The sequence below is a fragment of the Pectobacterium atrosepticum genome (genome assembly GCA_019056595.1).
Lineage (GTDB): Bacteria > Pseudomonadota > Gammaproteobacteria > Enterobacterales > Enterobacteriaceae > Pectobacterium > Pectobacterium atrosepticum.
This window is the reverse complement of the sequence record CP036163.1, coordinates 307,356-334,117: the sequence shown is the minus strand read 5'-3', so window position 1 is coordinate 334,117 and position 26,762 is coordinate 307,356. Positions and strand designations below refer to the sequence as shown.

The window sequence follows — 26,762 nt, the reverse complement described above, 5'->3', positions numbered from 1 at the left end:
TTACTGCTTAATCAATTGCCATATCAGGTTGTTCGTTCCCAGCGTTTGCTTGTCCCGCACGCATTGGAGAATCACCCCGTCAACCTTTACCACCGCGCCTTCAGAATAATTACGGTTTTCATACACGCAGCAGCGCAGGCAGTTATTGCTTTGCTCGCGTACCGTCGTCCCTGCTCCCCATACTTCCGGTGGAACGGGAACGACAATATCCGTTCCGCCGCGATTAGCCTGCGCCAGCGTGGGCAGCACCAGCATCACACTGGAGAAACACAACGACACTAACGATTTCATTGATCCTGTTCCTTCGCTTTTTTAGTCTGAGGCTTACGCCGCTTTGAGGCACCCGACGGCGGTGCAGAAAGCCCTTTGAATGCTCTCACTGCACCGTTTTGTTTCGCTTGTTGAATCAGCTCCTGTAAGGAGTTCGTCAGCGGTTGCATAAAATCCTGATAGCGGCATTTCTTCTCGCTGATCTGCGTCAACGTGGCTTCCCAATGTGCGGTCATATCAGGATGCGCCGCGCTAGCAGGCAGCGAGTGAATTAATGCTCGCCCCGCTTCACTCGCGTGAATATAGCGCGCTTTTTTAAACAGAAATGTCCGCTTAAACAAGAGCTCGATGATACCTGCACGCGTCGCCTCTGTGCCTAAACCATCGGTCGCCCGCAGGATTTTCTTTAACTCTTTATCCTGCACAAAACGTGCGATACCCGTCATCGCCGATAACAGCGTCGCATCGGTAAAAGGTCGCGGCGGCTGAGTTTGACGCTCAACCACCTCACCGCGTTCACACAATAATTCATCACCCTTTGCCACCACGGGCAACGGCATGCCTTCGTTTTCTTCGTCTCGCTCTTTGCCGCCTAGCAACGTTCGCCAACCGGCCTCGGCCAGGAATCGTGCTTTGGCAATAAATTTACCGCCCGCAATATCCAATTCAATAACACATTTGCGAAACACGGCGTCCGGGCAGAACTGCATGATGTACTGCCGCGCGACTAAACCATACACCTTGCGTTCATTCTCAGTCAGCGAGGCACTGGCACTGCGAGCAGTAGGAATAATCGCGTGGTGAGCGTCAACCTTACCATCGTCCCAGCAGCGGTTGCGCCGATCGATATCCATAACCGGCTGTGGCAAGAGGTCAGGTTGGTGTACGGCTATCGCATTCAAGACGGCATGACGTCCGGTAAAATGTTCTTCTGGCAGATAGCGACTGTCAGAACGTGGGTACGTAATCAGCTTATGGGTTTCATACAGCTTCTGACACACGTCCAGTACCTGCTGTGCGCTGAGCCCGAAACGCTTCGCAGCTTCAATCTGAAGCGTCGAGAGCGAATAAGGTAGCGGTGCGGTTTCCGATTCCCGCTTATCATTATAGCTGGTGACGAACGCGGGCTGACCGTCGATGCGTTTAACGACGTGATCCGCCAGAGAACGGTGCAGTAGGCGCCCTTCTTCATCCTGATAAGGCTCGCAGGATTCGCTGGGCTGCCAGATAGCGACAAAGCGTTCATCGGCCGGGGTCACGATATGGGCTTTAACTTCAAAGTAATCTTTGGAAACGAAGTTTTCTATTTCTTCGTCTCGCCGCACCACCAGCCCCAGCACTGGCGTTTGCACGCGGCCAACCGACAGCACGCCATCATAACCGGCATTGCGCCCCAATATCGTATAGACACGGGTCATGTTAATGCCGTAGAGCCAATCAGCACGGGAACGCGCCAATGCCGAAACGCACAAGGGAATGAACTCTCTGTTCTCACGCAAGCGAGAAACGGCGCGCTCTACCGCCTGTGGATTGAGATCGTTGATCAGACAACGACGTACCTGCTGACGCTTCTCTTCCGGTAGGGAAAGATAGTCCAGTACTTCATCAACCAGCAGTTGCCCTTCACGATCGGGGTCTCCCGCGTGAATCACTTCGCTGGCATCATTCAGGAGTTTTTTTATGGCGCTCAACTGCTTGCTGACCGAGGGGCGCGGTTGCAACAGCCATTTCTGAGGAATGATCGGTAAGTCGGCGAGAGACCACCGTGCGTAGCGCGCATCATAAACATCCGGTTGCGCCTGCTCCAGCAGGTGCCCCACGCACCACGTCACAACATCATTCTGGCCACAGGCAATAAAACCATCGCCGCGTCGATGCGGTTTGGGTAACACGTCTGCAATCGCCCGCGCAAGGCTAGGCTTTTCGGCAATAAAAAGTCGCATTATTCACCATCAAGCAGACTGGGCATTTCCCGCGTAACTCGCGGGAAAGCACGCTGTAAAACGAGTGGGAAATCGATATTATTCAAAAGACGACGATCAGAAGTAGTGAACAAACGCGTCGGTATCAAGCGGCGTGACCGTGGTCGATGCTTTCAGCTGTGGTGTCCCCAGATAAAGGAAACCGACAATTTCATCCTGTTCGCGACAGTTAAACGCCTCACGGACCAGCGTATTGTGCGTCCAGGCACCGCTACGCCAGATGCCATTAAAGCCTTGTGCCAATGCCGCCATCTGCATCGCCTGAACCGCACAACCGGCGGAGACAATTTGCTCCCAGAGCGGGACTTTCGGGCTATCTTCACAATGCGCGACAACGGTGATAATCAGCGGGGCACGATAAGGAGCCTGACGTGCTTTATCGATGCCAGCTTCGTCCAGCCCCTCGTGCTGCGCAGCACGAGTCAGTAATGTACTAAAACGATCCAGACCATTATTTTCGATCATAAAAAAGCGCCACGGCTGCATCGCACCATGATCCGGCGCACGCATACCGGCGTGGATAATGTTATTCAATGCGTCACCCGTCGGTGCTGGCGTGGTCAGGCGCGAGGCCGAACGACGATTCAATAGCAACTCAAGAGCATCCATCGCACATCTCCTGTCTGGCAATATAATTTCTGCGGTACAACCGATTTCTCAGGAAGAAACAGCGGTACGACAACGTTGCGCGCCACGTTAGCACAAGTAGAAGTTTTGTTACAAGATAACCCCGAAAGGGTGCGCTGCCACGGTGATTTAATGCTGACTTTTTACTGTCTGCTCATTAGGATACTATCACTCCTTGTGCTTCACCACTTGCCAGAGGGCGAGTTGAAGGACGTAGGGCACACGCTGTTTACCCGTTCATGGAGATATCATGCGCACATTGTGGCGAATTTTTAGCGGCTTTTTTAAGTGGACATGGCGTCTGCTTAATTTTATCAGAGAATTTATTCTCAATATTTTCCTTATCGCGCTGATTTTAGCTGGCGTTGGGATCTACTCACAGGTAAAAACGACGCCGGAAGCGGCCACGAAGGGAGCTCTGCTGGTCGATCTGACGGGCGTGGTGGTTGATCAACCAACCGTCAATAATAAGCTGCGTCAATTAGGGCGTGAATTCTTTGGCGCATCGAGCAACCGCCGTCAGGAAAACTCACTGTTTGATATCGTCGACAGCATTCGTCAGGCAAAAGGCGACGACAATATTACCGGAATGGTACTGGACCTCAGCGATTTTACCGGTGCCGATCAGCCGTCTCTGCAATATATTGGCAAGGCGCTGCGCGAATTTCGCGATAGTGGTAAACCCATTTATGCCGTTGGTGACAGCTACAACCAGTCTCAATACTATTTGGCCAGTTTTGCCAATACGGTGTCATTGACGCCACAAGGCAGTGTTGATCTGCACGGTTTTGCGACCAACAACCTCTACTTCAAATCCATGCTCGACAAGCTGAAAGTGACCACCAATATCTTCCGAGTGGGAACGTACAAATCAGCCGTTGAGCCGTATCTGCGTGATGACATGTCACCTGCTGCTCGCGATGCCGATGGCCGCTGGATCAACGCTCTGTGGCAGCAGTATTTAAATACGGTTTCCGCTAATCGTCAGATTACGCCTCAGCAGCTCTTCCCTGGTGCAACCAGCATTATTGCGGGTTTGCAGGCCGTTCAGGGTGACACCGCACGCTATGCGCTGGATAACAAGCTGGTCGATGAAGTGGCATCACGTTCCGTGACCGAACAATCGCTGGTGAAAACGTTCGGCTGGAATAACCAGAAGAACAACTTTAATTCCATCAGCATCTACGACTATGTCGTCAAACCGCCGGTACAAAATAACAACCAGATAGCGGTTGTCTTTGCCAATGGTGCAATCATTGACGGACCGGAAACGCCGGGAATGGTCGGTGGTGATACCACAGCTGCACAAATTCGTGCCGCGCGCCTCGATCCTAAAGTCAAAGCGCTGGTACTGCGCGTCAATAGCCCTGGCGGTAGCGTCACGGCATCGGAACTGATTCGCTCAGAACTGATGTCGCTCCGTATGGCGGGTAAACCGATCGTGGTATCCATGGGCGGCATGGCGGCATCAGGCGGCTACTGGATCTCAACGCCGGCGAACGCAATCATCTCCAGCGCCAGTACGTTAACAGGCTCTATCGGTATTTTTGGCGTGATTACCACGTTCGAAGATTCGCTGGAAAGCCTTGGCGTCCACACGGATGGCGTTGCAACCTCCCCGCTGGCCGATCTGTCGATCACGAAATCGCTGCCACCTGAATTCTCGCAGATGATGCAGTTGAGTATCGAACGCGGTTATAAGAACTTCATCGATATCGTGGCTCAGGCACGTAAGAAAACGCCAGAGCAAATCAATGAGATCGCACAAGGACACGTCTGGGTCGGTAGCGACGCGAAAGAAAATGGTCTGGTCGATCAGATCGGTGATTTTGATGATGCCGTGAAGAAGGCCGCTGAACTGGCAAAACTGGGACAATATCAATTGAACTGGTATGCCGAACAACCGGGTCTGCTCGACACAATGTTGAATCAGGTGAACGCGTCTGTTTACGCCCTGCTGCCCGTTGCTGTTCAGTCTATGCTGCCAGCTCCGGTCGCACAGTTGGCGGAAGTTGTGCGTTCACAGCCGTCCATCATGAATAACCTGAACGACCCGCAGAACCGATACGCATTTTGTCTCACCTGCGGAGAAGTCCGGTAAGATTTATATCGGCTGTTCATATGTACCCTAAATAATTCGAGTTGCAGGACAAAAACGGCAAGCCGTTTTTGAACAGCGCTTGCGCTAACCCTGAAGGGGTGAGGCCATAAGGCCGAATAACGCGGCAACCGAGCGACAAATCGGTTTTATACCGATTTGAACAGCGCTAGCGCTGGCCCGAAGGGTGAATCTCATTTATGAGGCTCATTAATCCCCAGGAGCTTACTCAAGTAAGTGACTGGGGTGACAAATCTGCCGGGAGCAGATTTGAACGCTGCTAGCAGCGGCCCTTTAGGGTGAGGCCCACGATGGGCCGAGTATTTAAGCGAAGCCAACGCACCAGCAACTTGAAGTATGACGGGGATAGCCCGGTAATAGTCATTGCTTATGATGATATTGCTGGGCTGTTTTTCCCTCTATACTTGATTTTTAATCCTGACTCACACCACCATGCAAAAGAAATCCATTTATGTCGCCTATACGGGCGGCACCATAGGCATGCAGCGATCTGCCAATGGCTATGTGCCGGTATCCGGTCATTTACAGCAGCAACTGGCAAAAATGCCCGAATTCCACCGCGAAGAGATGCCTTCGTTCACGATTAATGAATATGACCCACTGATCGATTCGTCTGATATGACACCAGCAGATTGGCAATCCATCGCGGACGATATTCAAGCCCACTACGATGATTATGACGGCTTCGTAATCCTGCATGGTACTGACACAATGGCGTTCACCGCATCTGCGCTCTCGTTTATGCTGGAAAATCTTGCTAAACCAGTCATCGTGACAGGGTCACAAATTCCGCTAGCGGAATTGCGCTCGGACGGCCAGACAAACCTGCTAAACGCCCTATACGTTGCCGCTAATCATCCGATTAATGAAGTCGCACTCTTCTTCAATAACAAACTGTTACGCGGCAACCGCACCACCAAGGCCCATGCGGATGGTTTTGATGCCTTTGCTTCCCCCAACTATCCACCGCTGCTGGAAGCCGGTATCCATATTCGCCGGCTGGCACCCACAGTGGAATGCAGCAACTGTCCGCCACTGAAAGTGCATCACATTACGCCGCAGCCTATTGGGGTGATTACGATTTACCCCGGTATTTCTGCCGATGTCATCAGCAATTTCCTCCGTCAGCCAGTGAAGGCGCTTATCTTGCGATCCTACGGTGTTGGCAACGCGCCGCAAAGCCCCGGGCTGCTGCACGAGTTACGTGAAGCCTCCGCACGCGGCATTGTGGTCGTCAACCTGACTCAGTGTATTTCCGGGCGTGTGAATATGGGTGGCTATGCAACAGGTAATGCGCTGGCGAATGCTGGGGTAATTAGTGGCTTTGACATGACCGTTGAGGCGGCATTGACCAAACTGCATTACTTATTGAGCCAGCAAGATTTAAGCGCCGATGAAATCCGCCATTTGATGCAGCAGAACCTGCATGGGGAATTGAGCGATAAAGATTGAGTTAATCACGGAGTAGATAATGAAAAAAGCATTGCTATTAGTTGATTTACAAAATGATTTTTGTCCCGAAGGTGCCTTAGCCGTTAACGAAGGCGACCGCGTCATTGAGGTTGCCAACCGTGCTATTGATGCCTGCCTGGCCGCTGGCGTCGCGGTGATTGCCAGTCAGGATTGGCACCCGACGAACCACGGCAGCTTTGCCGTGAATGCGAATACCAAGGTCGGAGAAATCGGCGAGCTAAACGGATGGCCGCAGATCTGGTGGCCTGTTCACTGCGTGCAGGGAACAACCGGAGCTGATTTTCATCCAGCACTGAATCAGTCGGCCATTCAGTGGATCGTACAAAAAGGAACCCAGCCGGAGATCGACAGCTATAGCGCTTTTTTCGATAACGGGCATCGAGTTAAAACCGAATTGGATGCGTGGCTACGCGCCAATCAAATCACCCATTTGACCATTCTGGGGCTGGCGACAGATTATTGCATAAAATTCAGTGTATTGGATGCTATTGCTCTGGGCTATCACACCGAAGTATTGGTGGATGGCTGTCGTGGCGTTAATCTTTCGCCCGACGACAGTGAATCCGCATTACAGGAAATGGTGCAGCGTGGCGCAACGCTTACGGATATGACGCAGTTTCTTACCACACTGTCGTCTGTTCGCTAACGTCACTCACAACCGAACATAGCGGCAGCCGATAAGGCTGCCTGCTTACACGTTACGCGTTGCGTTTCTAAAGCCAAGAGTAACTAGGGTTTAAGCGTAACAATCGCATCAGAACCGTTAAACTGGCGTTTCAGCTCCTGCTTGCTCTTCATCACGATTTCGCCATCAGTACCAATCGTCATGTGCTCAGCCTGTTCGTTATGGCGAGCTTGCCACATCATCACCATTTGCAGGCAGTTTTCTTTCTGTTCAGCCGTCAACGCGACACCGTCTGGCCATTTGCCCAACTCTACCGCCGTGACTAGCCGTTGATAAATTTCTGGCGTCATGACGTCGATCAGATCATTGAGTTCCATATCCGGTTTCTGCTCCGAGAAAGATCAGTTTATTATTACTGGATTCCTGTTGCTGACAGCGCGCCATATTAGCTGAATCGTTTAAAGCTAAGATTATCAGCCTGTCACTGCCACACCTATCGCAGACAGATTATCCGTCAACACGTTCGCCATCAACGTCGTCGATAAAGCTCAGTGAGGCGGAATTCACGCAGTAGCGTTCGCCAGTGGTTTTCGGGCCATCAGGGAAAACGTGCCCCAGGTGCGCATCACACTGCCCACAGCGGATCTCGATACGGCGCATATTGTGTGATTCATCCTCCAGATAACGAACCGCCTCTGAGGAAACGGGCTGATCGAAGCTCGGCCAGCCACAGCCGGAATCATATTTACTGTCGGAATAAAACAGCGGAGCCTGACAGCACAAGCAGTGATAAGCGCCTGTGCGCTTGTTATGCAGCAATTTGCCTGAAAACGCAGGCTCGGTACCGCGTTGCTGGGTGACATAGCGCTGCATCTCTGTCATTTCAGTATTATCGGACGGGGTATGCGAAGCAGAGTCGTTAGTCATGGGAGTCTCACAGCGGTGTTAGCAATTCAATTAATCATTGATTATAACAAAAAATTAACAACCTAACAGGCTGTTCTGGCCTAATATTAGGAATGTTATTAGCACGAATATTTAATTGTGATGTGTATCACATAATGAGGTAATGCAGGCTTTATATGATGCATTCCGCCCTCATATCAGTCTTAGATGTTACTTAGTTACAGGGTCGAGCGGTTTTCGCACAAAGTTTGGTCATAGGTTTGACTTACAGCAACTATTGACACGATTCCGCTTGACGCTCAGCAAGGTTTTTGTAATTTTACAACCAACCTTTTTATTCACAAATTTTTATTCACAAACCAATAGCTGGTGGAATATATGACTATCAAAGTAGGTATCAACGGTTTTGGCCGTATCGGCCGTATTGTTTTCCGCGCTGCACAAGAGCGTTCTGACATCGAGATCGTTGCAATCAACGACCTGTTAGACGCTGAGTACATGGCGTATATGCTGAAGTACGACTCTACTCATGGTCGTTTCAACGGCACCGTTGAAGTTAAAGATGGCCACCTGGTTGTTAACGGTAAAACCATTCGTGTTACCGCAGAGCGCGACCCTTCAAACCTGAAGTGGAACGAAGTTAACGTTGATGTTGTTGCTGAAGCAACTGGCCTGTTCCTGACTGACGACACTGCACGTAAACACATCGCTGCTGGTGCGAAGAAAGTCGTTCTGACTGGTCCATCTAAAGATGACACCCCAATGTTCGTTATGGGCGTAAACCACAAAACTTACGCTGGCCAAGAAATCGTTTCTAACGCTTCTTGCACCACTAACTGCTTGGCTCCACTGGCAAAAGTCATCAACGACAACTTCGGTATCGTTGAAGCACTGATGACCACCGTTCACGCAACGACTGCAACGCAGAAAACCGTTGATGGCCCGTCTCACAAAGACTGGCGCGGCGGCCGCGGCGCAGCACAGAACATCATCCCATCTTCTACCGGTGCAGCTAAAGCTGTAGGTAAAGTTATCCCTGAGCTGAACGGCAAACTGACTGGTATGGCGTTCCGCGTTCCTACCCCGAACGTTTCTGTTGTTGACCTGACTGCACGTCTGGAAAAACCAGCTTCTTACAAAGAAATCTGTGCAGCAATCAAAGCCGCTTCTGAAGGCGAGCTGAAAGGCGTTCTGGGTTACACCGAAGACGAAGTGGTTTCTACCGATTTCAACGGTGAAAAACTGACTTCCGTGTTTGATGCTAAAGCCGGTATCGCACTGAGCGATAACTTTGTGAAACTGGTTTCTTGGTACGACAACGAAACGGGTTACTCAAACAAGGTTCTGGATCTGATCGCTCACATTTCTAAATAAGCGTCAGCGATGATTCGGTGAAAAAAGGGCGACGTGATGTCGCCCTTTTTTATTGTTAACTGCAGATTTCTTTTTACAACGAAAAACAATCAAAAAAAGGCACTATCATGCATAACACAATTTTCTCACTCCCCGTCACTAAGCAAATTAGCGCCACCCTCAGCCAACGTCAGTTGGACCAATTACCCGTCATCGTCGTTGATCATCCTGAAGTTCGAGCAGCAGTAGCACTACAAGGGGCGCACCTGCTCAGTTGGCAGCCGACAAACGAAGAGCCGGTGCTTTGGCTGAGCGACAATACGCCTTTTACTCATCACGTTGCTATTCGCGGCGGTGTCCCTATCTGTTTCCCTTGGTTTGGGCCTTTCGCCGAACCTAACCACGGTTTTGCCCGTCTGCTGCCGTGGGAATTTACCGCCCACAGCGAAGATGAGCATGGCGTACAACTCACATTCACACTGCGCGATAATGAAGAAACGCGTAAGAGCTGGCCGCATGAATTCACACTCATCGCTCGTTTCAAACTGGGCAAGGAGTGCGGTATTGAGTTAGAGGCGCATGGCGATTACAGCATTACCAGCGCGCTGCACACCTATTTCAACATCGGCGACATCAGCGATATTCGCATTGCCGGTCTGGGTGAGTCATTCATTGATAAGGTCGATCAGGGCAAACTGGCAACGCAGCAAGGCGATCTGGTCTTTACCGATCGTACAGACCGTATCTATACCCAACCGCAGGACACTAGCGTGGTGCATGATGCCGTACTGAAACGCGCCATCGAAGTCCACCATACTCACCATAGCGACGTAGTGTCATGGAACCCCGGTGCAGAACTCTCCCGTACGATTGGCGATATGCCAGATGAGGGATATAAAACGTTCGTGTGTGTGGAAACCGCGCGGATTAATCAACCGTTTGTCGCGTCTGCCAAAGCTCCGGCTCGTCTGACGACGGTTATCCGCATCAAGAAATAACCATAGCGATACTCTAAATACCTTGGTGTATGGCTGCTGATGCCATACACCCTCCGCTACACCACATCCAAATGCTGTTTGCGCGTTGGCGGTGGAAATGCCTGATCTAACTGCGCGAGATCTTCCGCAGACAACAATACGTCCAGCGCTTTAGCATTTTCCTGAACATGCTTTACAGCACTTGCTTTTGGAATCGCGATCACGCCCGGCTGACGGATGACCCATGCCAATAAAAGTTGAGCTGGCGTAATATTGTGTTCGCGCGCAATGCGATTCACCACTGGATGTGAAAATAATCCATCACGTAACCGCCCCGCCTGCGCCAGCGGGCAATACGCCATCACGGGAAGCTGCTGTTGCTGACACCACGGCAACAAATCAAACTCAATGCCACGCGATGCCAAATGGTAAAGCACCTGATTGGTCATGCAGCGCTGTCCGCCGCTTAGCGACCACAACTCCTGCATATCCTCAAGGTCGAGATTGGATACGCCCCATTGACCAATTTTACCTGCCTGCTGCAACCGTTCCATCGCCGCAATCGTATCGACGAGTGGGATACCACCGCGCCAGTGCAGCAGATACAAATCAATACGCTCGGTTTTCAGTCGCTTCAGACTACGTTCACACGCCTGTATCGCTTTTTCGCCTCCCGCATTGTGCGGGTAGACTTTCGATACCAGATAAACGCTATCGCGACGGCCACGAATCGCTTCCCCGACTACGTCTTCCGCCCTACCTTCCGCGTACATTTCAGCGGTATCAATCAACGTTAAACCTAGGTCGATACCCGTTTGCAGCGCGGTCACTTCCCGTGCTTTCATTCGAGCATTTTCGCCCATGTACCACGTTCCCTGACCGATTGCCGGTACGCGGGTATCATCTGGAAAATGAATCGCTTTTGTCATGAATCTCTCCCTTGTTTTCCGTCAACGTAACGTGTTTACCGTCAACCTAACATGGCATTCGGTGCACTATAAACGTGCAAATGGGGTGATATCACCCCATTATTGTACGGCAGATGCACCATGCTAACGAAAAGCGTTAGAAGCGATAGCTGACGCCCGCGCTCATTAAGATGCTGTGGTTACTATCAACGATAGGGCTGTCTTTCATTTCGTCAGACAAACGCGTGTAACGACCGACGGCCCAAGCGCTCCAGCTTTCGTTAATCTGATAGCCCGCGCTCAGTTCAAGATACGGAGCCCAGCCATCACCAGGGCTGTACTGGTTAAAGCCAGAACGCGAAGATTCTTGCGCACTCACACCGTAGTAATACTGGTTCATGTTTTCACTAAACCAAGTCGCACCGATACCAGGGGTGATGCTCAGATCGCCCATTGAGAAACGGTAAAGGTAGGCGGTATCCCACGCGAAGCCGTTGCTGTAATCCAGCGTATCGCCTGCCAGCACGGTACGAATTTCACCCCAGTCAGCGGTATGACGATAAGCCGCACCGGCCATTAGCGTCCCACGGCGTTTATTCAACTGTTTCATACGCTGATCGTCGCTATCTCCCGGTTTAAAACCTAAAGGCAGGTAGTAGGCCGTTAAAGAGAAACGATTTACGCCGTCATTCCACAGGTAGTATCCACCACCCAGCCCGCGGAAATAAAAACTATCACTTTCATAATTCAGTACAGGAAGCGGATAAACATCATTATCAACACCACGATACACGGACGTTGAGCCCACAGCGCCAAGGCCCAGAGAAACATCTGCGGCATAGGCTGAAGGCAGGACCACAGCACCAGAAATCAGCGCGGCCAGCACACATAGTTGAGGTTTTTTCACAGTTTTCTATTTCCTATTACAGATAAACATCATGAAACATGATAAGCCAATTACACCCGTTCGCGTTCAGGTTATATAAAAATAACATTAACGAATAACCGATATATTCGATAGGTTTTACGTGCGCTAACGTCTGTAATAGGCAGTGTTCTTAAGGCTGAGAGCCTATTAACTGTAATGTTACACGGATTTTCCTGAAAGTGAGTCATTGAAATATCTTAAAAATACGTCCGTGGACTAGAGGAAATTTTACGGATGCAAACTACGCTTTAATACAGAAGGTGACGTCTTCCTGACCAGCAGGTATGAATAAAATTACGACGCCCTGACGCGACAAGTTGGCATAAGGGTTGCTGGACTTAAAAGACTTCTTCTTTCGGAGGGCAATACATTAATAGACATATATTCCACACGCTCTCTTAATCTGTGCTAATCGACGAAGGACGGGCATCGCTATGAACATATTTGATCACTACCGCCAGCGCTACGACGCTGCCAAGGACGAAGAGTTCACTCTGCAGGAATTCCTTACCATCTGTCAGCAAGATCGCAATGCTTATGTAAACGCGGCTGAACGATTGTTAACGGCTATCGGTGAGCCTGTAATGGTGGATACCGCCCAAGAATCACGAATGTCGCGCCTATTCTCTAACCGGGTGATTGCCCGCTATCCTGCTTTTGAAGAATTCTATGGTATGGAAGAGGCTATCGAACAGATTGTCTCTTACCTGAAGCATGCCGCGCAGGGATTGGAAGAGAAGAAACAGATTCTGTATCTGTTGGGGCCAGTCGGCGGCGGGAAATCCTCTCTGGCCGAACGCCTGAAAGCGCTGATGCAGCGCGTGCCTATTTACATCCTCAGTGCCAACGGCGAGCACAGCCCAGTAAATGATCATCCGCTCTGCCTATTCAATCCGCAGGAAGATGCTGGGATACTCGAGAAAGAGTACACGATTCCTCGGCGCTACCTCGGCACCATTATGTCGCCATGGGCGGCCAAACGCCTCCAGGAATTCGGCGGCGACATTTCCAAATTCAGAGTCGTCAAAGTGTGGCCATCAATTCTGGCGCAAATCGGGATCGCGAAAACCGAACCCGGCGATGAAAACAATCAGGATATTTCAGCGCTGGTCGGTAAAGTCGATATCCGCAAGCTAGAGCATTTTGCCCAGAACGACCCCGATGCCTACGGCTACTCCGGTGCATTGTGCCGCGCGAACCAGGGCATTATGGAATTCGTCGAGATGTTCAAAGCCCCCATCAAGGTGCTCCACCCGCTGCTGACCGCCACACAGGAAGGCAACTATAACGGGACGGAAGGCATTGCTGCCCTGCCGTTCAACGGGATTATTCTGGCGCACTCCAACGAATCCGAGTGGGTGCAGTTCCGTAACAACAAGAACAATGAAGCGTTCCTCGACCGCGTGTATATCGTGAAGGTGCCCTACTGCCTGCGCGTGTCCGAAGAGGTCAAGATCTACGACAAGCTGCTGGATCACAGCGAGCTGACACATGCCCCTTGCGCGCCCGGTACGCTGGAAACGCTGGCTCGCTTCTCCATTCTGTCGCGACTGAAAGATCCCGAAAACTCCAGCCTCTACTCCAAAATGCGGGTTTACGACGGGGAAAGCCTGAAAGATACCGATCCGAAGGCCAAATCCTATCAGGAATATCGTGACTACGCGGGCGTGGATGAAGGGATGAACGGTCTGTCGACCCGCTTTGCGTTTAAGATTCTGTCACGCGTCTTCAACTTCGATCACAGCGAAGTCGCCGCCAACCCGGTACACCTGTTCTACGTACTGGAACAGCAGATCGAACGCGAGCAGTTCCCACAGGAGCTGGCAGAGAAATATCTGGAGCACCTGAAAGGGTATCTGACGCCGAAGTACGCGGAGTTTATCGGTAAAGAGATCCAGACCGCCTATCTCGAATCCTATTCCGAATACGGGCAGAACATTTTTGACCGTTATGTTACCTATGCAGATTTCTGGATTCAGGATCAGGAGTACCGTGATCCAGATACGGGTCAGCTGTTTGACCGTGAATCGCTGAACGCCGAGCTGGAAAAGATCGAGAAGCCCGCGGGGATCAGTAATCCCAAAGACTTCCGTAACGAGATCGTCAACTTTGTCCTGCGCGCCCGTGCCAGCAATAGCAGCCGGAATCCAAACTGGACCAGTTACGAAAAACTGCGCACGGTTATCGAGAAGAAGATGTTCTCCAACACGGAAGAGCTGCTGCCTGTGATTTCGTTTAACACCAAAACCTCAACGGATGAACAGAAAAAACATGATGACTTCGTCGATCGCATGATGGAGAAAGGCTACACCCGGAAGCAGGTTCGTTTGCTGTGCGAATGGTATCTGCGGGTGAGGAAGTCATCATAATGACGCACGATGCTGGCAACAGCGTTTGGGGGAAACATGGCCTATTTTATTGATCGACGGCTGAACGGCAAAAACAAAAGCACGGTGAACCGCCAACGCTTTCTGCGCCGCTATAAGTCGCAAATAAAACAGTCGATTTCCGAGGCCATTAATAAGCGTTCGGTGACCGACATCGAAAGCGGGGAGTCAGTATCGATCCCCAATGCAGACATCAACGAACCGATGTTCCATCAGGGGCGCGGAGGACACCGCCACCGCGTCCACCCAGGTAACGATCACTTCGTACAGAACGACAAAATCGAGCGGCCACAAGGAGGTGGCGGCAGTGGTTCCGGTCAGGGTGACGCCAGTAAAGACGGCGAAGGTGATGATGAATTTGTCTTTCAGATCTCCAAAGACGAATATCTGGACCTGCTGTTTGAAGATCTGGCGCTGCCGAATCTGAAGAAGACCCAGCACCGACAGATGACCGAGTACAAAATGCATCGCGCCGGGTACACCGCTAACGGCGTTCCTGCCAATATCAGCGTGGTACGTTCGTTGCAAAACTCGCTGGCACGCCGTATGGCGATGACAGCGGGTAAACGTCGCACGCTGCATGAGTTGGAAGAGTCGTTAGAACAGCTGGCACACACCGAACCGGCACAATTGCTGGAAGAGGAGCGGCTACGGGAGGACATCGCCGAACTACGCAAGAAAATCGCGCGCGTGCCTTTTATCGATACGTTTGACCTGCGCTACAAGAACTACGAGCGCCGGGCCGAGCCATCGAGTCAGGCCGTGATGTTCTGTTTGATGGACGTGTCTGGATCCATGGATCAGGCGACAAAAGACATGGCGAAACGCTTTTATATTCTGCTGTACCTGTTCCTCAGCAGAAATTACAAAAACGTCGACGTTGTCTACATTCGCCACCACACGCAGGCTAAAGAAGTCGATGAACAGGAGTTCTTCTACTCTCAGGAAACTGGCGGGACCATTGTCTCCAGTGCGCTAAAGCTGATGGAGGAAGTCGTGCGCGAGCGTTACGACCCGTCACAGTGGAATATCTACGCCGCCCAGGCATCGGATGGTGATAACTGGGCTGATGATTCACCGCTGTGTCACCAAATTCTGGCGAGTAAACTTCTGCCGATGGTGCGTTACTACAGCTACATTGAAATCACCCGGCGTTCACATCAGACGCTCTGGCGCGAATATGAAACGCTGCGCGATACGTTCGACAATTTCGCCATGCAGCATATTCGCGATCAGGATGATATCTACCCTGTCTTCCGTGAACTCTTCCGTAAACAAACCGTAGGACATTGAGCACATCTTAATCGGCCAGTAAACTGGCCGATTTCCTTTCCCAACGACATCAGCGTGACGTTGTCACAAAGATAATACTTCCTTTCCGCCAATGTGCGCATTACCCTGTCGAACCCATAAAACGTAGATTTCTGTTTTGTTATGCAACGATTTGTTCTGATTTTACTGACTCTGGTTCTACTCGGCCCTCTGGGCATTGACATCTATTTACCGCTTATCCCCGCCATCGCCGTGGCGCTGGACAGCCCAGAATCGCTGATTCAGTCTACCGTCGCTCTCTTTATTCTGGTCATGGGATTAGGTCAGCTTCTGGCCGGACCGCTGGTTGATAAATATGGTCGGCGTCCAATGGCGTTAGCTGGCGTGGTTATTTACATCATCGGTGCGATCATTGCGGCACTAGCCACCAGCGCCACACTCTTCATTCTCTCACGCATTTTTCAGGGCATGGCCGTCTGCTGTACCGCCGTTGCCATTTTCAGCAGCGTGCGTGACAAACTAAACGGCGATGATGCCGCCAGAACCTATGGCTTTCTTAACGGCACGCTGAACATTGTACCGGCGCTGGCACCGCTATTAGGCGGACTTTTGGCCGAAGCCTTTGGCTGGCGTGCACCCTTCTGGTTCCTGGCAGGTTACAGCATTTTGGTACTGGCTCTCATTATCCGCTTTCTACCAGAAACACGCCCAGACTCAACCTTACCTGTGCACGGTTTGCCGCTGCGCCAATATGCCCGCCTGCTATCCGATCGCCACTTTCTGGGGTTCGCATCAGTCAATGCGGGCGCAATGGGCATGGCGTTAACCTATGTCACCTTTTCTCCTGTGGTGTTGATGAATCAGGCGCAACTCACACCGCTTGAGTTTTCGATTGCCTTCGGCGCGAACGGTTTTTGGATTATGCTGGTCAGCTTCTTCGCGAATCGTATTATCCGCAAAGTCGGTCGGCCGCGCTGTCTGGCTATCGGTAGCCTGCTGATGGGAGCGGGTTTTCTTTCGCTGCTTGGTGGTGTCGCGCTCTTACCCGAAGCGATGCAAGACACTTGGCCAACCTACATGTTGCCCGTCGCGCTGGCCTGTGCGGGTCTGGCATTTTTGATCGGTCCATCCACCAGCTATGCGCTGGAGCCTTATCCCAATGAGGCGGGTATTGCGTCGGCGATGGTAGGATTTGTGCAGATGGCCGGCGGTGCGGTGTTGGGGCTGGGTGCGATGGCGATTCCTCTGCCGTCAAAAATATCACTGGCGCTGGTTATGCTTTGTGCCGCCCTGCTGGCGATACGCGCCCGCCTGCTCACGCGTCACCACAAGAGCAGCATTACATCGCTGCCCCGTGCCTAGTGCCTAGTGCAAAACATCAGGTAAGTGATTCGGGTGACAAATCTGCCGGGAGCAGATTTGAACGCTGCTTGCAGCGGCCCTTCAGGGCGAGGCCCACGACGGGCCGAGTATTTAAGCGCAGCCAACGCACATGCAACTTTAAGTATGACGAGTATAGCGAGACACGGATAAATCATCGGCCTCAATCTCCGGTGATTTATCCGACAGAATATCAGCCAGCAATTTTCCCGACCCGCAGGCCATCGTCCAGCCTAATGTGCCGTGGCCGGTATTCAGATACAGGTTTTTCAGCGGTGAACGTCCCACCAGCGGCGTACCGTCCGGTGTCATCGGACGCAATCCCGTCCAGAATGTCGCTTGCTCAATCGGGCCACAATGGGGATACAAATCGCGTACCACCATTTCCAGCGTTTCCCGGCGCTTGGGGTTCAAATCAGTGTTGAAGCCCACAACTTCTGCCATTCCACCAACGCGAATACGATTGTCAAAACGCGTAATTGCCACTTTGTACGTTTCATCCAGCACGGTAGAAACCGGTGCTGAGGCGTCATCCGCCAGCGGGATCGTCAGTGAATAACCTTTCAGCGGATAAACCGGAATATCGAACCACTGGCGCAGTAGTCCCGTTGAATAGGAACCGCAGGCCATCACATAGGCATCTGCCACAATCATCTCGTCGTCGCACTGCACGCCCGTGACGCTCTGCCCTTCAACCCGCAGTTGACGGACGTTACGCCCCAGTTTAAACGTGACACCAGCCTCAGCGGCCATCGCTGCCAGTTGGCGGGTGAACAGTTGGCAATCGCCCGTCTCATCGTGTGGTAAACGCAGCCCGCCAGTCAGTGTCCCGACTACATTCGCCAACGCGGGTTCAATCGAGGCCAGCTCATGGCGAGCCAACAATTGATACGGTACGCCAGCCTCTTCCAGCACGGCGATATCCCGTGTCGCATTGTCATATTGCTGTTCGGTGCGGAACAGTTGCAGCGTTCCACCTTGTCGACCTTCGTACTGGATACCCGTATCTCGCCGCAGCTGTTGCAAGCAGTCACGGCTGTATTCAGCCAGACGCACCATCCGCGCTTTATTGGTTTTATAGTGGCGCGCATCGCAGTTAAGCAGCATTTGCCACATCCAACAAAGCTGTGCAGTCGTGAAGTCAGGCCGAATGGCCAACGGCGCATGGCGCTGGAACATCCATTTTATCGCTTTCAGCGGTATTCCCGGTGCAGCCCAAGGCGCGGCATAGCCGGGGGAAATCTGTCCGGCATTCCCGGCGCTGGTTTCCAACGCAGGCTCCGGTTGTCTGTCGATAACGGTGACATCATGCCCTGCCTGCGCAAGATACCAGGCGGTACTGACGCCAACTACACCACTTCCCAGAATCACAACCCGCATGCTACCGCTCTCCCTTTCTTTCCGTAAAAGACCGTCTAATCTGCTGGAAAAATGCTTATTTAATGGAATAAAACACTAGTTAAAAGGTAAAACTGAAGACTACTCTAGCATTTGGGAGGGAATTGTCACTCGTCTCAGCGATAACATTTATCTATCGTCGTCTTTTATATCTTCGATTCATCATTGAGATCGTAACGAAATAACTGTGAAACTATTCACAAAATACGTATTCGTTTTTTAGCAGAAAAGGTCAGGGGAAATAAAAAAGATGAAGATGTTAAATCCTAAATTAATTAACAAGTTAGTCAGGTTGCTTATTTTTAAATTGTGATAATCATCACAACAATAAAGTCAATAACATCACTGTCAAGACATACCCTTCCATAGTTAAATACAAATTTGAGACATTCATCAAAAAAACGCCTTATCAGTTTAATAACATTGTGTTCACAAGATGGTTATTCATATTGTAGAGGCGATGATGAAAATTGGACTAGTTATTAGCGGCGGCGACGTTAGCGGAATAAATAACTTCATCTTTCAGGTGAATAGAATGACTGCCTCTGACATCGTCATTTTCGATGGTGGAATTAATGGCCTTATCGATAACTGCTGCAAAGTTCTCACCCGCCGCGATCTGGTGGATTATTCACTCTCATCAATGCCCTTGGTTACATCAGGGAGAAAAACCGGGAAATGTAGAAAAACAGACTACGAGAAAATCGTCAAAAATATCCAAAAACAAAAGCTCGACTCGCTCATTATGGCCGGTGGAGATGGCTCGTTCCAATTTCTAAAAAAATTAAGTTGCTATGGTATTCATTGCTACGGTGTAGGAATGACGATTGATAATGACATCTCAGGAAATAGCTATACGATTGGTTTTTCCACCGCCTGCGAACAAGTAATGAGTGAAGTAGAGAAATTGCGTAATACGGGCCGTGGATTACAAGGTCGGGTATTCATGATTGAATTACTCGGTGGCTATTGTGGTGAATTAACACTACAGGCGGCATTAAAGAGTAATGCCGATATCGCACTCATTCCAGAATCACCGTGGGATATTGATGCGTTAGCACAATGTATTCGGGATAAAATCGCAGAACAAAATAGCGTGATCATTTTATGCTCTGAAGGCTACACCCATGAATACACTCCCGGTTTTCAGGGCGCTATCGATACTATTATCAAGAAACTCGAACATAAGGTTGGAATCCGTATCCGAAAAACCATTTTAGGATACGGCTTACGAAATGGCGCGCCCACCGGGGAAGAAATTATTCAGGGCACCCTGTTAGCAGAAGAAATGGTTCGGTGTATTAACGCTGGCCTGACTAATAAAATTATCATTATCAATAATAACAACAAAGCGATCCCTATCGATCTGGAGGATTCTGAACGACGTTTGGTTGATGTCGAAAGTCACTTTTATAAGCTCGCGAAAACTCATCATCTTATATGAGGCCATTATTATGTTGAAAGTACTTTGCGTTTGCGGCTGTGGATTAGGCTCCAGTTTCGCTATCGAAATGAGTGCGAAATCCGTACTAAAAAAGCTAGGCATTGATGCGGAAATCAATCACACCACGATTTCAGAAGCCTCTGCCTTCAATTATGACGTCATCCTAACCCAGAAAATATTTGCTGACATTCTGAATAGCGATGCCAGTGAAGATGAGAAAAAAAGGGTCATCATTCTTAATAAACTTACCGACAAAGATGAAATAGAAGAAAAAATTTTAGCGTATATCCAGGCTCATAAATAGCATGAGGTGAAAAATGAACACCGTTATCAATTTCATTGTGAAAGATTTATTAGGCCAGGCATCCATATTAATCGCGCTGATCGCCATGATCGGGTTGATTTTACAGAAGAAGTCGGTAGGGAAAATTGCAGAGGGGACATTCAAGACACTGCTTGGTTTCCTCATCATGATGGCGGGGATTAACATCATCGTCGATGCTCTGACGTATTTGAACAGTATCTTTACCCACGGTTTCGGCATGAAGGGCTACATCACCGATGTCGCCGCCATCGCCGGATTGGCAAACCGCGAACTCGGCTCAGAAGTCGCGTTAACGCTGATGGTGATCTTTGCCGTCAACATCCTGATTGCACGAATTACCCCCTTTAAATATATCTTCCTGACGGGACAGGCTCTGCTGTGGATGGCAACAATCGGTACCGTGATCGGCTATAAGTCGGGCTTAACCGGCGCGACGCTGATCCTAACCGGAGGCATATTTGGCGGCATTATGGCCGTGCTGATGCCTGCGCTGGCACAGCCGATTGTCCGTAAAATCACAAATTCCGATGATGTTGCACTCGGGCATTTTTGTACCATCGGGTATCTGGTGCAGGCCGCCGTTGCTCGGCTAGTCGGTAAAAACTCCAAATCCACAGAAGATTTAACGCTGCCCGATAACTTCAAATTCTTGCAGGATACCTACCTGTCGATGGCCGTCGTTATGGTGCCGATGTACCTCATCCCCGCCGTGGCAGCGGGACCAGAATACATCGCGCAATATGCCAATGGCGTCAACTATCTGATGTACTCGTTTATGCAGTCCATGCAGTTTGTGGCGGGCGTTTTCGTTCTCTACAGCGGTGTCCGTCTGCTGCTTAATGAGCTGGTTCCCGCATTTCGAGGTATCGCCATGCGTCTGGTGCCTAACGCTAAACCCGCGTTGGATTGCCCGGTGCTCTTCCCTTATGCACCCAACGCCGTGATTGTTGGCTTCCTCGCCACCACCGTCGGCTCCATTCTGGGAATGCTGATCTTCCCGATGTTTGGATTGGCAATGATTTTGCCGGGTTTATTGACCAACTTCTTTGCGGGCGGGACGGCGGGTATTTTCGGTAACGCAATGGGAGGTCGGCGCGGCGCTATTATCGGCGGTGTGGTTCATGGTCTTTTCATTACCTTATTGCCAGCCATTCTGGTGCCATTACTGGAAGTCTTCGGATTTACTGGCGTCACCTTCAGTGATTCTGACGTTATCGGTACTGGCCTGATATTAGGACACGCCTTCCAGCAGGACTGGTTATTTGTCGCCGCATTTGTCGCGTTCGTTGCAGCCATTGCCTTTATTGCGAATCGTAAACTATCGCAATAGCGCATAAACACGTCGCATGGTCTGTCGTCATTAATGTCATTGTGTCAATTGCTAAGGAGTTACTATGTTTTCTCTACTCAAACGTTTTTTATCGCCTGCCCCGCCTTCCGGTCACCGTGATAATACAAATGACAATCGCGTCAGGGAAATTGAGGATGAATTAACGGAACTTGAATCTCGTTTAGCACAAGATCCGACGCATAGTGAAACACAAAAAACGTTAATGATTAAATACAATCAGGCCATTCAATTATTTTCTTCCCATCCTGATTATCGGGATCGGGTTGATACTATTTTCATTCAGATCGATGAACTCAGAAATACCATTCGGAAAAATATATGAGGCTTTATGAGCATAAAAAATTTCCTTTTGCAGCACAATTGCATTCAACTCGGCGTGATGTGTAAAACATGGGAAGAGGCTATTTATTGTGCCGCACAACCATTAATCAGTGCGGGGTGTATTACGAGGGACTATCCCATTGCGGTGATAGAAAGCACGAAGGAGTACGGTCCTTATTATGTTTTTGATGAAGGAGTCGCTATTCCACATGCCCGCCCTGAGTGCGGCGTTATTGAGAATTGCTTCAGTTTACTAACGTTACAAACTCCACTTTCTATTCATGGAAGTGAACCGGTGGATATTTTAATTATGTTTGGTGGCGTTAACAGTGATGCTCATATTACAGAAGGCATCGCCTCCATCGTCAATCTATTGGAGCAGGATGACATGCTCTCTCGGATTCGATGTGCCACCACGTCAGATGATATTGTCGGGGTATTATGAAAAAAATTATTTTAGTAAATGGCATACCCGCATCAGGGAAAAGCACTGTGGCGCGTATTATTGCTGATGAATTGCATCTCCCACGGTTAAGCCTCGATGAAATAAAAGAACCATTCATGATGCAGTTCTGCGACATTATCGATAGATCGTTAAATAGAAAACTGGGATGCGCCGCGTATCAGGCGATGTTTAATATCGTTAGGCAAGCGCCTAATAGTAGTATTTTTATTCTTGATGCCTGGTTCGGATTTCGCGAAAAATCGATATTACAGGAATATCTGACCTCGTGTGATATCGAACATCCGCTTGAAATATGGAATGCCATCTCATCCGATCGGGTGGCAGAACGATATCAAACCAGAATGAATGAAAGAATAAAAGGCCATCCCGGTGATGAGTATCTCCCGGAATTAATTTCACTCGCACATCAGGCACAGCCAATGTGCATTGGGAAGTGTTACACGGTTGATCAGGATAAGGAAATTAATCATCAGGAATTAATTCAATGGATCAAAACACACCTGGATTAATCGCTTATTTACATTAATTTTATGAGGGTAATTATCATGAACACCATGACAACAGCTGAGCACCGAGGATATCAATTAATTTGTAACGCGACGGGCGCTATGATGGTTATTGCCTGCGATCAACGTGGCGGCATGCGAACGTTATTAGCACCGACCTCTGATGCGCAGGCTGCGATTACCAATGAAACATTAGGAAAAACAAAATACGACATCACTCGCTATCTGGCGGCTGAGGCGGGCTGTGTACTGGTCGATCCGATCTGTGCCATACCGGGTCTTATAGACGAAAACATTTTGCCTCGCGATACCGGTCTGCTCATCGGGCTTGATGCTTCAGGTTGGGAAACGACCCCAGAAGGCTATCGGATCTCCACTATGGTTGAGGGCGTGACGGCACGCAAAGTCCGCGAATGGGGGGCCACCGGTGGAAAAATCATGATCTACCTTCGCCCGGATATCCCAGACGCCAATACGCGTAATCTTGAAACACTCCGTACCGTGATTCAGGATTTTGCGCAGGAGGATTTACTGCTCGTCGTCGAATTTCTGACCTATTCTCTGGAAAATGAATCTCGTGATGCCTATACCCGCCTTCTGCCTGAGCTCATTCCGGCGGGCTGTCAGGCCTGTATCGATCAAGGCGCAAAAGTCTTGAAGATTCCTTATCCTGGGTCGGATGAAGCCTGCGCGCGCGTGACCACACTCTGCGGTGAAATACCCTGGGCCGTTCTGTCTGCGGGCGTCGATCACGCTACCTTTCTCCCTCAGGTGGAGAGCGCGTTAAAAAATGGCGCTTCTGGCGTGATTGCCGGTCGTTCTCTGTGGAAGGATTGCATCTCGCTCGATCGCAACGTTTCTAAAGAGAAGCTATCCACGGTTGCCGTCTCACGCCTTAACGATATTCAGGCGCTGTTAAAACGGTACCAGCGCCCCTAGTTCAGACGCTATGTTGCGCTCTCTCAGGGGAGCGCACTTCTCAATTGATAGACAGCGCAAACACACGTCTTTTTTATCCCATCAGCGATCTTTATCCATCGAATCCGGCCAATTCGTCAATTGCCGCGTGTCCAAAGCTCAGCTATAACTAAATGAACCACGATGATTTTTTGACAGGAGCCAGCGGGAAAGCAGTAAACGGGATCTCACGTACAGGCTTGTTATGTTAGGGGGCGCGCTGATGGCTATATCGACGGATAATCAGGTAAAAAAAACACTTCGCCTGAGTGATGGACCGGACTGGACATTTGAGTTATTGCGGGTTTATCTCGATGAGATTGATCGGGTAGCCAAGCTGTACCGGCTGGCGACCTATCCTCACCAGATTGAAGTAATCACCTCAGAACAAATGATGGACGCCTATTCCAGCATAGGCATGCCGATCAACTATTCCCACTGGTCGTTCGGGAAGAAATTTATTGAAACCGAACAGCGTTACAAACACGGGCAGCAGGGATTAGCATACGAAATCGTTATTAACTCCGATCCTTGTATCGCGTACTTGATGGAAGAGAATACGCTGCCAATGCAAGCGCTCGTCATGGCGCACGCCTGCTACGGACACAACTCGTTCTTCAAGGGTAATTATCTGTTCCGCAGTTGGACCGATGCCAGCTCCATCGTCGATTACCTGCTGTTTGCACGACAATATATCGCGCAATGCGAAGAGCGTTATGGCGTAGAGGAGGTAGAGCGCCTGCTAGACTCCTGCCACGCGCTGATGAACTACGGCGTTGACCGCTACAAGCGCCCGCAGAAAATCTCGCTCGAAGAGGAAAAATCTCGCCAGAAAAGTCGTGAGGCCTATCTGCAAAGCCAGGTGAACGATCTCTGGAAAACCTTACCGCGTCGTGAACAAGGTGCCGCCCCGGAACAAGCAAGACGCTTTCCGCAAGAGCCGCAGGAAAACTTGCTCTACTTCATGGAGAAAAACGCCCCGCTGCTGGAACCCTGGCAGCGAGAGGTTTTACGCATCGTGCGGAAAGTCAGCCAGTATTTCTATCCGCAGAAGCAGACTCAGGTGATGAATGAAGGCTGGGCCACCTTCTGGCACTACACCATTCTCAACCATCTCTATGATGAAGGCAGTGTGTCTGAGCGCTTCATGCTGGAATTCCTGCACAGCCACACCAACGTGATTTATCAGCCGCCGTATAACAGTCCGTATTACAGCGGCATCAATCCGTATGCACTGGGCTTCGCGATGTTTCAGGACATTAAACGTATTTGTCAGTCGCCGACGGATGAAGATCGCTACTGGTTCCCCGATATTGCAGGTAAAGACTGGCTTGATACGCTGCATTTTGCGATGCAGAACTTTAAGGACGAGAGCTTTATCAGCCAGTTCTTATCACCTAAATTGATGCGCGACTTCCGGCTATTTACCGTGCTGGACGATGACCGAAACAACTATCTGGAAATTGCCGCGATTCATGACGAAGAAGGTTATCGTTTGATCCGACAGGAGCTGTCCGCACAGTACAACCTGAGCCATCTGGAGCCGAATATTCAGGTCTGGAACGTGGATTTACGCGGCAATCGGGCGCTGACGCTGCGCTATGTTCCACACAACCGCGCACCGTTGGATAAAAGTAGCCAGGAAGTGTTGAAACACGTTCATCGCCTGTGGGGGTTTGACGTTTATCTGGAGCAGGCTAACGCCGATGGCAGCATTGAACTGATTGAGCGCTGCCCACCACGTAACGGAGCTGCACCCACATAGCAGAACACGGTTACACAGGTAAAAGGTCTCGCCAACAAAGACAAAGGGGATTCAGGCAGTACCTGAGTCCCCTTTTCACGTGTTCACCATGAAGCGTATGACGTCTTAGCGTCGCACTTCCGCGATATCCCGCGGGATGGCACTCTGCATACTGTGCCAGATCGCTCCACTTTCTTTACCGTAATGTCTGACGACATCCATCACCTGATCGTATAGCTCTTCGCTACGCAACGCTTCCAACCTACCGTAAAAATTCACTGCCAGTTTGCGGGCTTCCGGATTGGAGAAATAGTATCGCCCTACGCGAATATATAACCCTTTCAGACCGTTCAGGATCAGGCCATAAATCGGATTACCGGAGGCAAAAGCCAAACCACGGAACACGTTGTAGTCAAGTTGCGCAAAGGCTTCTGCGCTATCGTCCACCGCGCTTGACTGGGTCAACACATCACGCACCTTTTCCGGGTTGTGTCGTAACGCCGTCCGAATAAAGATCGCGGCAATGTTGGTGCGCACAGCCAGCAGGTTATCAATCAATTGCGGCACGCTATCGTGATCGAGCCGAGCCAGCGTTTCCAGAATATTGAGACCGGAGGTTTCCCAAAAGTTGTTAATCTTTGTCGGTTTCCCGTGCTGTATCGTCAGCCAGCCATCACGGGCTAAACGCTGAAGCACTTCGCGCAGCGTAGTACGGGTCACGCAGATCAGTTCGGAAAGCTCTCTTTCCGCGGGCAAAATAGAGCCAGGAGGAAAACGGTTATTCCATATACTTTCGATAATGTATTCTTCCGCGAATCCAGCCGGACTTTGCGCCTTTATAACCATGTGTTTGATAATCCGTAGCGGTGATTGCCGAAAAAAGCCGAATCATAATACCAGACGAAAGAATCATGATATAGCGCCGTACTCAGGCACCGAACCATTTCAATGAAAAATTGTGACTGCAAACCGCCCTGTCACAGCGTAGAACGGTAGACTTATGACTGTTTGTAAAGTTTTTACTATATGATAAAAACCATCAA

25 protein-coding genes are annotated in these 26,762 nt (G+C 50.2%); 16 read left to right on the top strand and 9 right to left on the bottom strand.

Annotated elements, in window-relative coordinates:
* The 3 genes from DCX48_02145 to DCX48_02135 form a co-directional block, all read right to left on the bottom strand.
* A complete protein-coding gene (locus DCX48_02145; GenBank protein QXE13414.1) occupies positions 1–291 on the bottom strand; it encodes a DUF1496 domain-containing protein in 291 nt (96 codons plus the stop codon).
* The gene (locus DCX48_02140; protein QXE13413.1) at positions 288–2,213 is read right to left on the bottom strand and encodes a DNA topoisomerase III; all 1,926 of its coding nucleotides are present in this window, start codon (positions 2,211–2,213) and stop codon (positions 288–290) included. The genes DCX48_02145 and DCX48_02140 overlap by 4 nt, the downstream gene beginning before the upstream one ends.
* Positions 2,214–2,309: 96 nt before the next feature.
* Positions 2,310–2,861: an NAD(P)H nitroreductase gene (locus DCX48_02135; GenBank protein ID QXE13412.1), complete on the bottom strand. Its 552-nt coding sequence runs from the start codon at positions 2,859–2,861 to the stop codon at positions 2,310–2,312.
* Positions 2,862–3,129: 268 nt separating this feature from the next.
* Between DCX48_02135 and sppA the strand changes: the two genes are divergently transcribed.
* The 3 genes from sppA (at position 3,130) to pncA (ending at position 7,117) form a co-directional block, all read left to right on the top strand.
* On the top strand, positions 3,130–4,980 hold the full coding sequence (sppA, locus tag DCX48_02130; protein QXE13411.1) for a signal peptide peptidase SppA: 1,851 nt from the start codon (positions 3,130–3,132) through the stop codon (positions 4,978–4,980).
* 450 nt (positions 4,981–5,430) lie between these two features.
* A complete protein-coding gene (locus tag DCX48_02125) occupies positions 5,431–6,450 on the top strand; it encodes an L-asparaginase 1 (protein ID QXE13410.1) in 1,020 nt (339 codons plus the stop codon).
* A 19-nt stretch (positions 6,451–6,469) separates the two neighbouring features.
* Positions 6,470–7,117, top strand: a complete 648-nt coding sequence (gene pncA / locus DCX48_02120) for a bifunctional nicotinamidase/pyrazinamidase (GenBank protein QXE13409.1) — start codon at positions 6,470–6,472, stop codon at positions 7,115–7,117.
* 83 nt (positions 7,118–7,200) lie between these two features.
* Here the strand turns inward: pncA and DCX48_02115 are convergent, their stop codons facing one another.
* Positions 7,201–7,473: a DUF1315 family protein gene (locus DCX48_02115; GenBank protein ID QXE13408.1), complete on the bottom strand. Its 273-nt coding sequence runs from the start codon at positions 7,471–7,473 to the stop codon at positions 7,201–7,203.
* Between the two features lie 130 nt (positions 7,474–7,603).
* Positions 7,604–8,023, bottom strand: a complete 420-nt coding sequence (msrB, locus tag DCX48_02110) for a peptide-methionine (R)-S-oxide reductase (GenBank protein QXE13407.1) — start codon at positions 8,021–8,023, stop codon at positions 7,604–7,606.
* Between the two features lie 348 nt (positions 8,024–8,371).
* Between msrB and gapA the strand changes: the two genes are divergently transcribed.
* Positions 8,372–9,376: a glyceraldehyde-3-phosphate dehydrogenase gene (gene gapA / locus DCX48_02105; GenBank protein QXE13406.1), complete on the top strand. Its 1,005-nt coding sequence runs from the start codon at positions 8,372–8,374 to the stop codon at positions 9,374–9,376.
* A gap of 107 nt (positions 9,377–9,483) precedes the next feature.
* Positions 9,484–10,353, top strand: a complete 870-nt coding sequence (locus DCX48_02100; GenBank protein QXE13405.1) for a D-hexose-6-phosphate mutarotase — start codon at positions 9,484–9,486, stop codon at positions 10,351–10,353.
* A 56-nt stretch (positions 10,354–10,409) separates the two neighbouring features.
* Here the strand turns inward: DCX48_02100 and DCX48_02095 are convergent, their stop codons facing one another.
* Both DCX48_02095 and DCX48_02090 read right to left on the bottom strand, forming a co-directional pair.
* A complete protein-coding gene (locus tag DCX48_02095; GenBank protein QXE13404.1) occupies positions 10,410–11,261 on the bottom strand; it encodes an aldo/keto reductase in 852 nt (283 codons plus the stop codon).
* Positions 11,262–11,397: 136 nt separating this feature from the next.
* Positions 11,398–12,147 carry a MipA/OmpV family protein gene (locus DCX48_02090; GenBank protein QXE13403.1) on the bottom strand — a complete coding sequence of 250 codons (750 nt, stop codon included), beginning with the start codon at positions 12,145–12,147 and terminating at the stop codon, positions 11,398–11,400.
* A gap of 455 nt (positions 12,148–12,602) precedes the next feature.
* On the opposite strand from DCX48_02090, the gene DCX48_02085 reads away from it, so the two are divergent.
* The 3 genes from DCX48_02085 (at position 12,603) to DCX48_02075 (ending at position 17,189) form a co-directional block, all read left to right on the top strand.
* Positions 12,603–14,537, top strand: coding sequence for a PrkA family serine protein kinase (locus DCX48_02085; protein ID QXE13402.1), 1,935 nt, complete (start codon positions 12,603–12,605; stop codon positions 14,535–14,537).
* Between the two features lie 36 nt (positions 14,538–14,573).
* Entirely contained in the window at positions 14,574–15,848 is a 1,275-nt protein-coding gene (locus DCX48_02080; GenBank protein QXE13401.1) for a YeaH/YhbH family protein, read from the top strand.
* Positions 15,849–15,989: 141 nt separating this feature from the next.
* Complete coding sequence (locus DCX48_02075) at positions 15,990–17,189, top strand: Bcr/CflA family efflux MFS transporter (GenBank protein QXE13400.1); 1,200 nt, start codon at positions 15,990–15,992, stop codon at positions 17,187–17,189.
* Between the two features lie 138 nt (positions 17,190–17,327).
* Here the strand turns inward: DCX48_02075 and DCX48_02070 are convergent, their stop codons facing one another.
* Positions 17,328–18,587 (bottom strand): D-amino acid dehydrogenase, encoded by a 1,260-nt coding sequence (locus DCX48_02070; GenBank protein QXE13399.1) that lies wholly within the window; start codon positions 18,585–18,587, stop codon positions 17,328–17,330.
* Positions 18,588–19,068: 481 nt separating this feature from the next.
* On the opposite strand from DCX48_02070, the gene DCX48_02065 reads away from it, so the two are divergent.
* The 8 genes from DCX48_02065 to DCX48_02030 all read left to right on the top strand — a co-directional run bounded on the left by DCX48_02065 (position 19,069) and on the right by DCX48_02030 (position 25,740).
* Complete coding sequence (locus DCX48_02065; GenBank protein QXE17123.1) at positions 19,069–20,049, top strand: permease; 981 nt, start codon at positions 19,069–19,071, stop codon at positions 20,047–20,049.
* A 10-nt stretch (positions 20,050–20,059) separates the two neighbouring features.
* The gene (locus DCX48_02060) at positions 20,060–20,353 is read left to right on the top strand and encodes a PTS sugar transporter subunit IIB (GenBank protein ID QXE13398.1); all 294 of its coding nucleotides are present in this window, start codon (positions 20,060–20,062) and stop codon (positions 20,351–20,353) included.
* Positions 20,354–20,366: 13 nt separating this feature from the next.
* Positions 20,367–21,704, top strand: a complete 1,338-nt coding sequence (locus tag DCX48_02055; GenBank protein ID QXE13397.1) for a PTS sugar transporter subunit IIC — start codon at positions 20,367–20,369, stop codon at positions 21,702–21,704.
* A gap of 64 nt (positions 21,705–21,768) precedes the next feature.
* A complete protein-coding gene (locus DCX48_02050; protein ID QXE13396.1) occupies positions 21,769–22,047 on the top strand; it encodes a hypothetical protein in 279 nt (92 codons plus the stop codon).
* A 6-nt stretch (positions 22,048–22,053) separates the two neighbouring features.
* Positions 22,054–22,491 (top strand): PTS fructose transporter subunit IIA, encoded by a 438-nt coding sequence (locus tag DCX48_02045; GenBank protein QXE13395.1) that lies wholly within the window; start codon positions 22,054–22,056, stop codon positions 22,489–22,491.
* Complete coding sequence (locus tag DCX48_02040) at positions 22,488–23,021, top strand: AAA family ATPase (GenBank protein QXE13394.1); 534 nt, start codon at positions 22,488–22,490, stop codon at positions 23,019–23,021. Before DCX48_02045 ends, DCX48_02040 begins: the two co-directional genes overlap by 4 nt.
* A 36-nt stretch (positions 23,022–23,057) precedes the next feature.
* Positions 23,058–23,957, top strand: a complete 900-nt coding sequence (locus tag DCX48_02035) for a tagatose-bisphosphate aldolase (GenBank protein QXE13393.1) — start codon at positions 23,058–23,060, stop codon at positions 23,955–23,957.
* A gap of 241 nt (positions 23,958–24,198) precedes the next feature.
* Entirely contained in the window at positions 24,199–25,740 is a 1,542-nt protein-coding gene (locus DCX48_02030; GenBank protein QXE13392.1) for a SpoVR family protein, read from the top strand.
* Positions 25,741–25,845: 105 nt separating this feature from the next.
* Here the strand turns inward: DCX48_02030 and fadR are convergent, their stop codons facing one another.
* Entirely contained in the window at positions 25,846–26,565 is a 720-nt protein-coding gene (gene fadR, locus DCX48_02025) for a fatty acid metabolism transcriptional regulator FadR (protein ID QXE13391.1), read from the bottom strand.
* Positions 26,566–26,762: the final 197 nt, after the last annotated feature.

Bases quoted from the DNA above. Each gene is read 5' to 3' on its own strand.
- DCX48_02125 (QXE13410.1), top strand. From the start codon at position 5,431: ATGCAAAAGAAATCCATTTATGTCGCCTATACGGGCGGCACCATAGGC.
- DCX48_02070 (QXE13399.1), bottom strand. From the start codon at position 18,587: ATGCGGGTTGTGATTCTGGGAAGTGGTGTAGTTGGCGTCAGTACCGCC.
- DCX48_02100 (QXE13405.1), top strand. From the start codon at position 9,484: ATGCATAACACAATTTTCTCACTCCCCGTCACTAAGCAAATTAGCGCC.
- DCX48_02035 (QXE13393.1), top strand. From the start codon at position 23,058: ATGAACACCATGACAACAGCTGAGCACCGAGGATATCAATTAATTTGT.
- DCX48_02030 (QXE13392.1), top strand. From the start codon at position 24,199: ATGGCTATATCGACGGATAATCAGGTAAAAAAAACACTTCGCCTGAGT.
- DCX48_02135 (QXE13412.1), bottom strand. From the start codon at position 2,861: ATGGATGCTCTTGAGTTGCTATTGAATCGTCGTTCGGCCTCGCGCCTG.
- DCX48_02115 (QXE13408.1), bottom strand. From the start codon at position 7,473: ATGGAACTCAATGATCTGATCGACGTCATGACGCCAGAAATTTATCAA.
- DCX48_02145 (QXE13414.1), bottom strand. From the start codon at position 291: ATGAAATCGTTAGTGTCGTTGTGTTTCTCCAGTGTGATGCTGGTGCTG.
- DCX48_02045 (QXE13395.1), top strand. From the start codon at position 22,054: ATGAGCATAAAAAATTTCCTTTTGCAGCACAATTGCATTCAACTCGGC.
- DCX48_02055 (QXE13397.1), top strand. From the start codon at position 20,367: ATGAACACCGTTATCAATTTCATTGTGAAAGATTTATTAGGCCAGGCA.
- DCX48_02140 (QXE13413.1), bottom strand. From the start codon at position 2,213: ATGCGACTTTTTATTGCCGAAAAGCCTAGCCTTGCGCGGGCGATTGCA.
- DCX48_02080 (QXE13401.1), top strand. From the start codon at position 14,574: ATGGCCTATTTTATTGATCGACGGCTGAACGGCAAAAACAAAAGCACG.
- DCX48_02085 (QXE13402.1), top strand. From the start codon at position 12,603: ATGAACATATTTGATCACTACCGCCAGCGCTACGACGCTGCCAAGGAC.
- DCX48_02040 (QXE13394.1), top strand. From the start codon at position 22,488: ATGAAAAAAATTATTTTAGTAAATGGCATACCCGCATCAGGGAAAAGC.
- DCX48_02075 (QXE13400.1), top strand. From the start codon at position 15,990: ATGCAACGATTTGTTCTGATTTTACTGACTCTGGTTCTACTCGGCCCT.
- DCX48_02065 (QXE17123.1), top strand. From the start codon at position 19,069: ATGAAAATTGGACTAGTTATTAGCGGCGGCGACGTTAGCGGAATAAAT.
- DCX48_02095 (QXE13404.1), bottom strand. From the start codon at position 11,261: ATGACAAAAGCGATTCATTTTCCAGATGATACCCGCGTACCGGCAATC.
- DCX48_02050 (QXE13396.1), top strand. From the start codon at position 21,769: ATGTTTTCTCTACTCAAACGTTTTTTATCGCCTGCCCCGCCTTCCGGT.
- msrB (QXE13407.1), bottom strand. From the start codon at position 8,023: ATGACTAACGACTCTGCTTCGCATACCCCGTCCGATAATACTGAAATG.
- sppA (QXE13411.1), top strand. From the start codon at position 3,130: ATGCGCACATTGTGGCGAATTTTTAGCGGCTTTTTTAAGTGGACATGG.
- DCX48_02060 (QXE13398.1), top strand. From the start codon at position 20,060: ATGTTGAAAGTACTTTGCGTTTGCGGCTGTGGATTAGGCTCCAGTTTC.
- fadR (QXE13391.1), bottom strand. From the start codon at position 26,565: ATGGTTATAAAGGCGCAAAGTCCGGCTGGATTCGCGGAAGAATACATT.
- pncA (QXE13409.1), top strand. From the start codon at position 6,470: ATGAAAAAAGCATTGCTATTAGTTGATTTACAAAATGATTTTTGTCCC.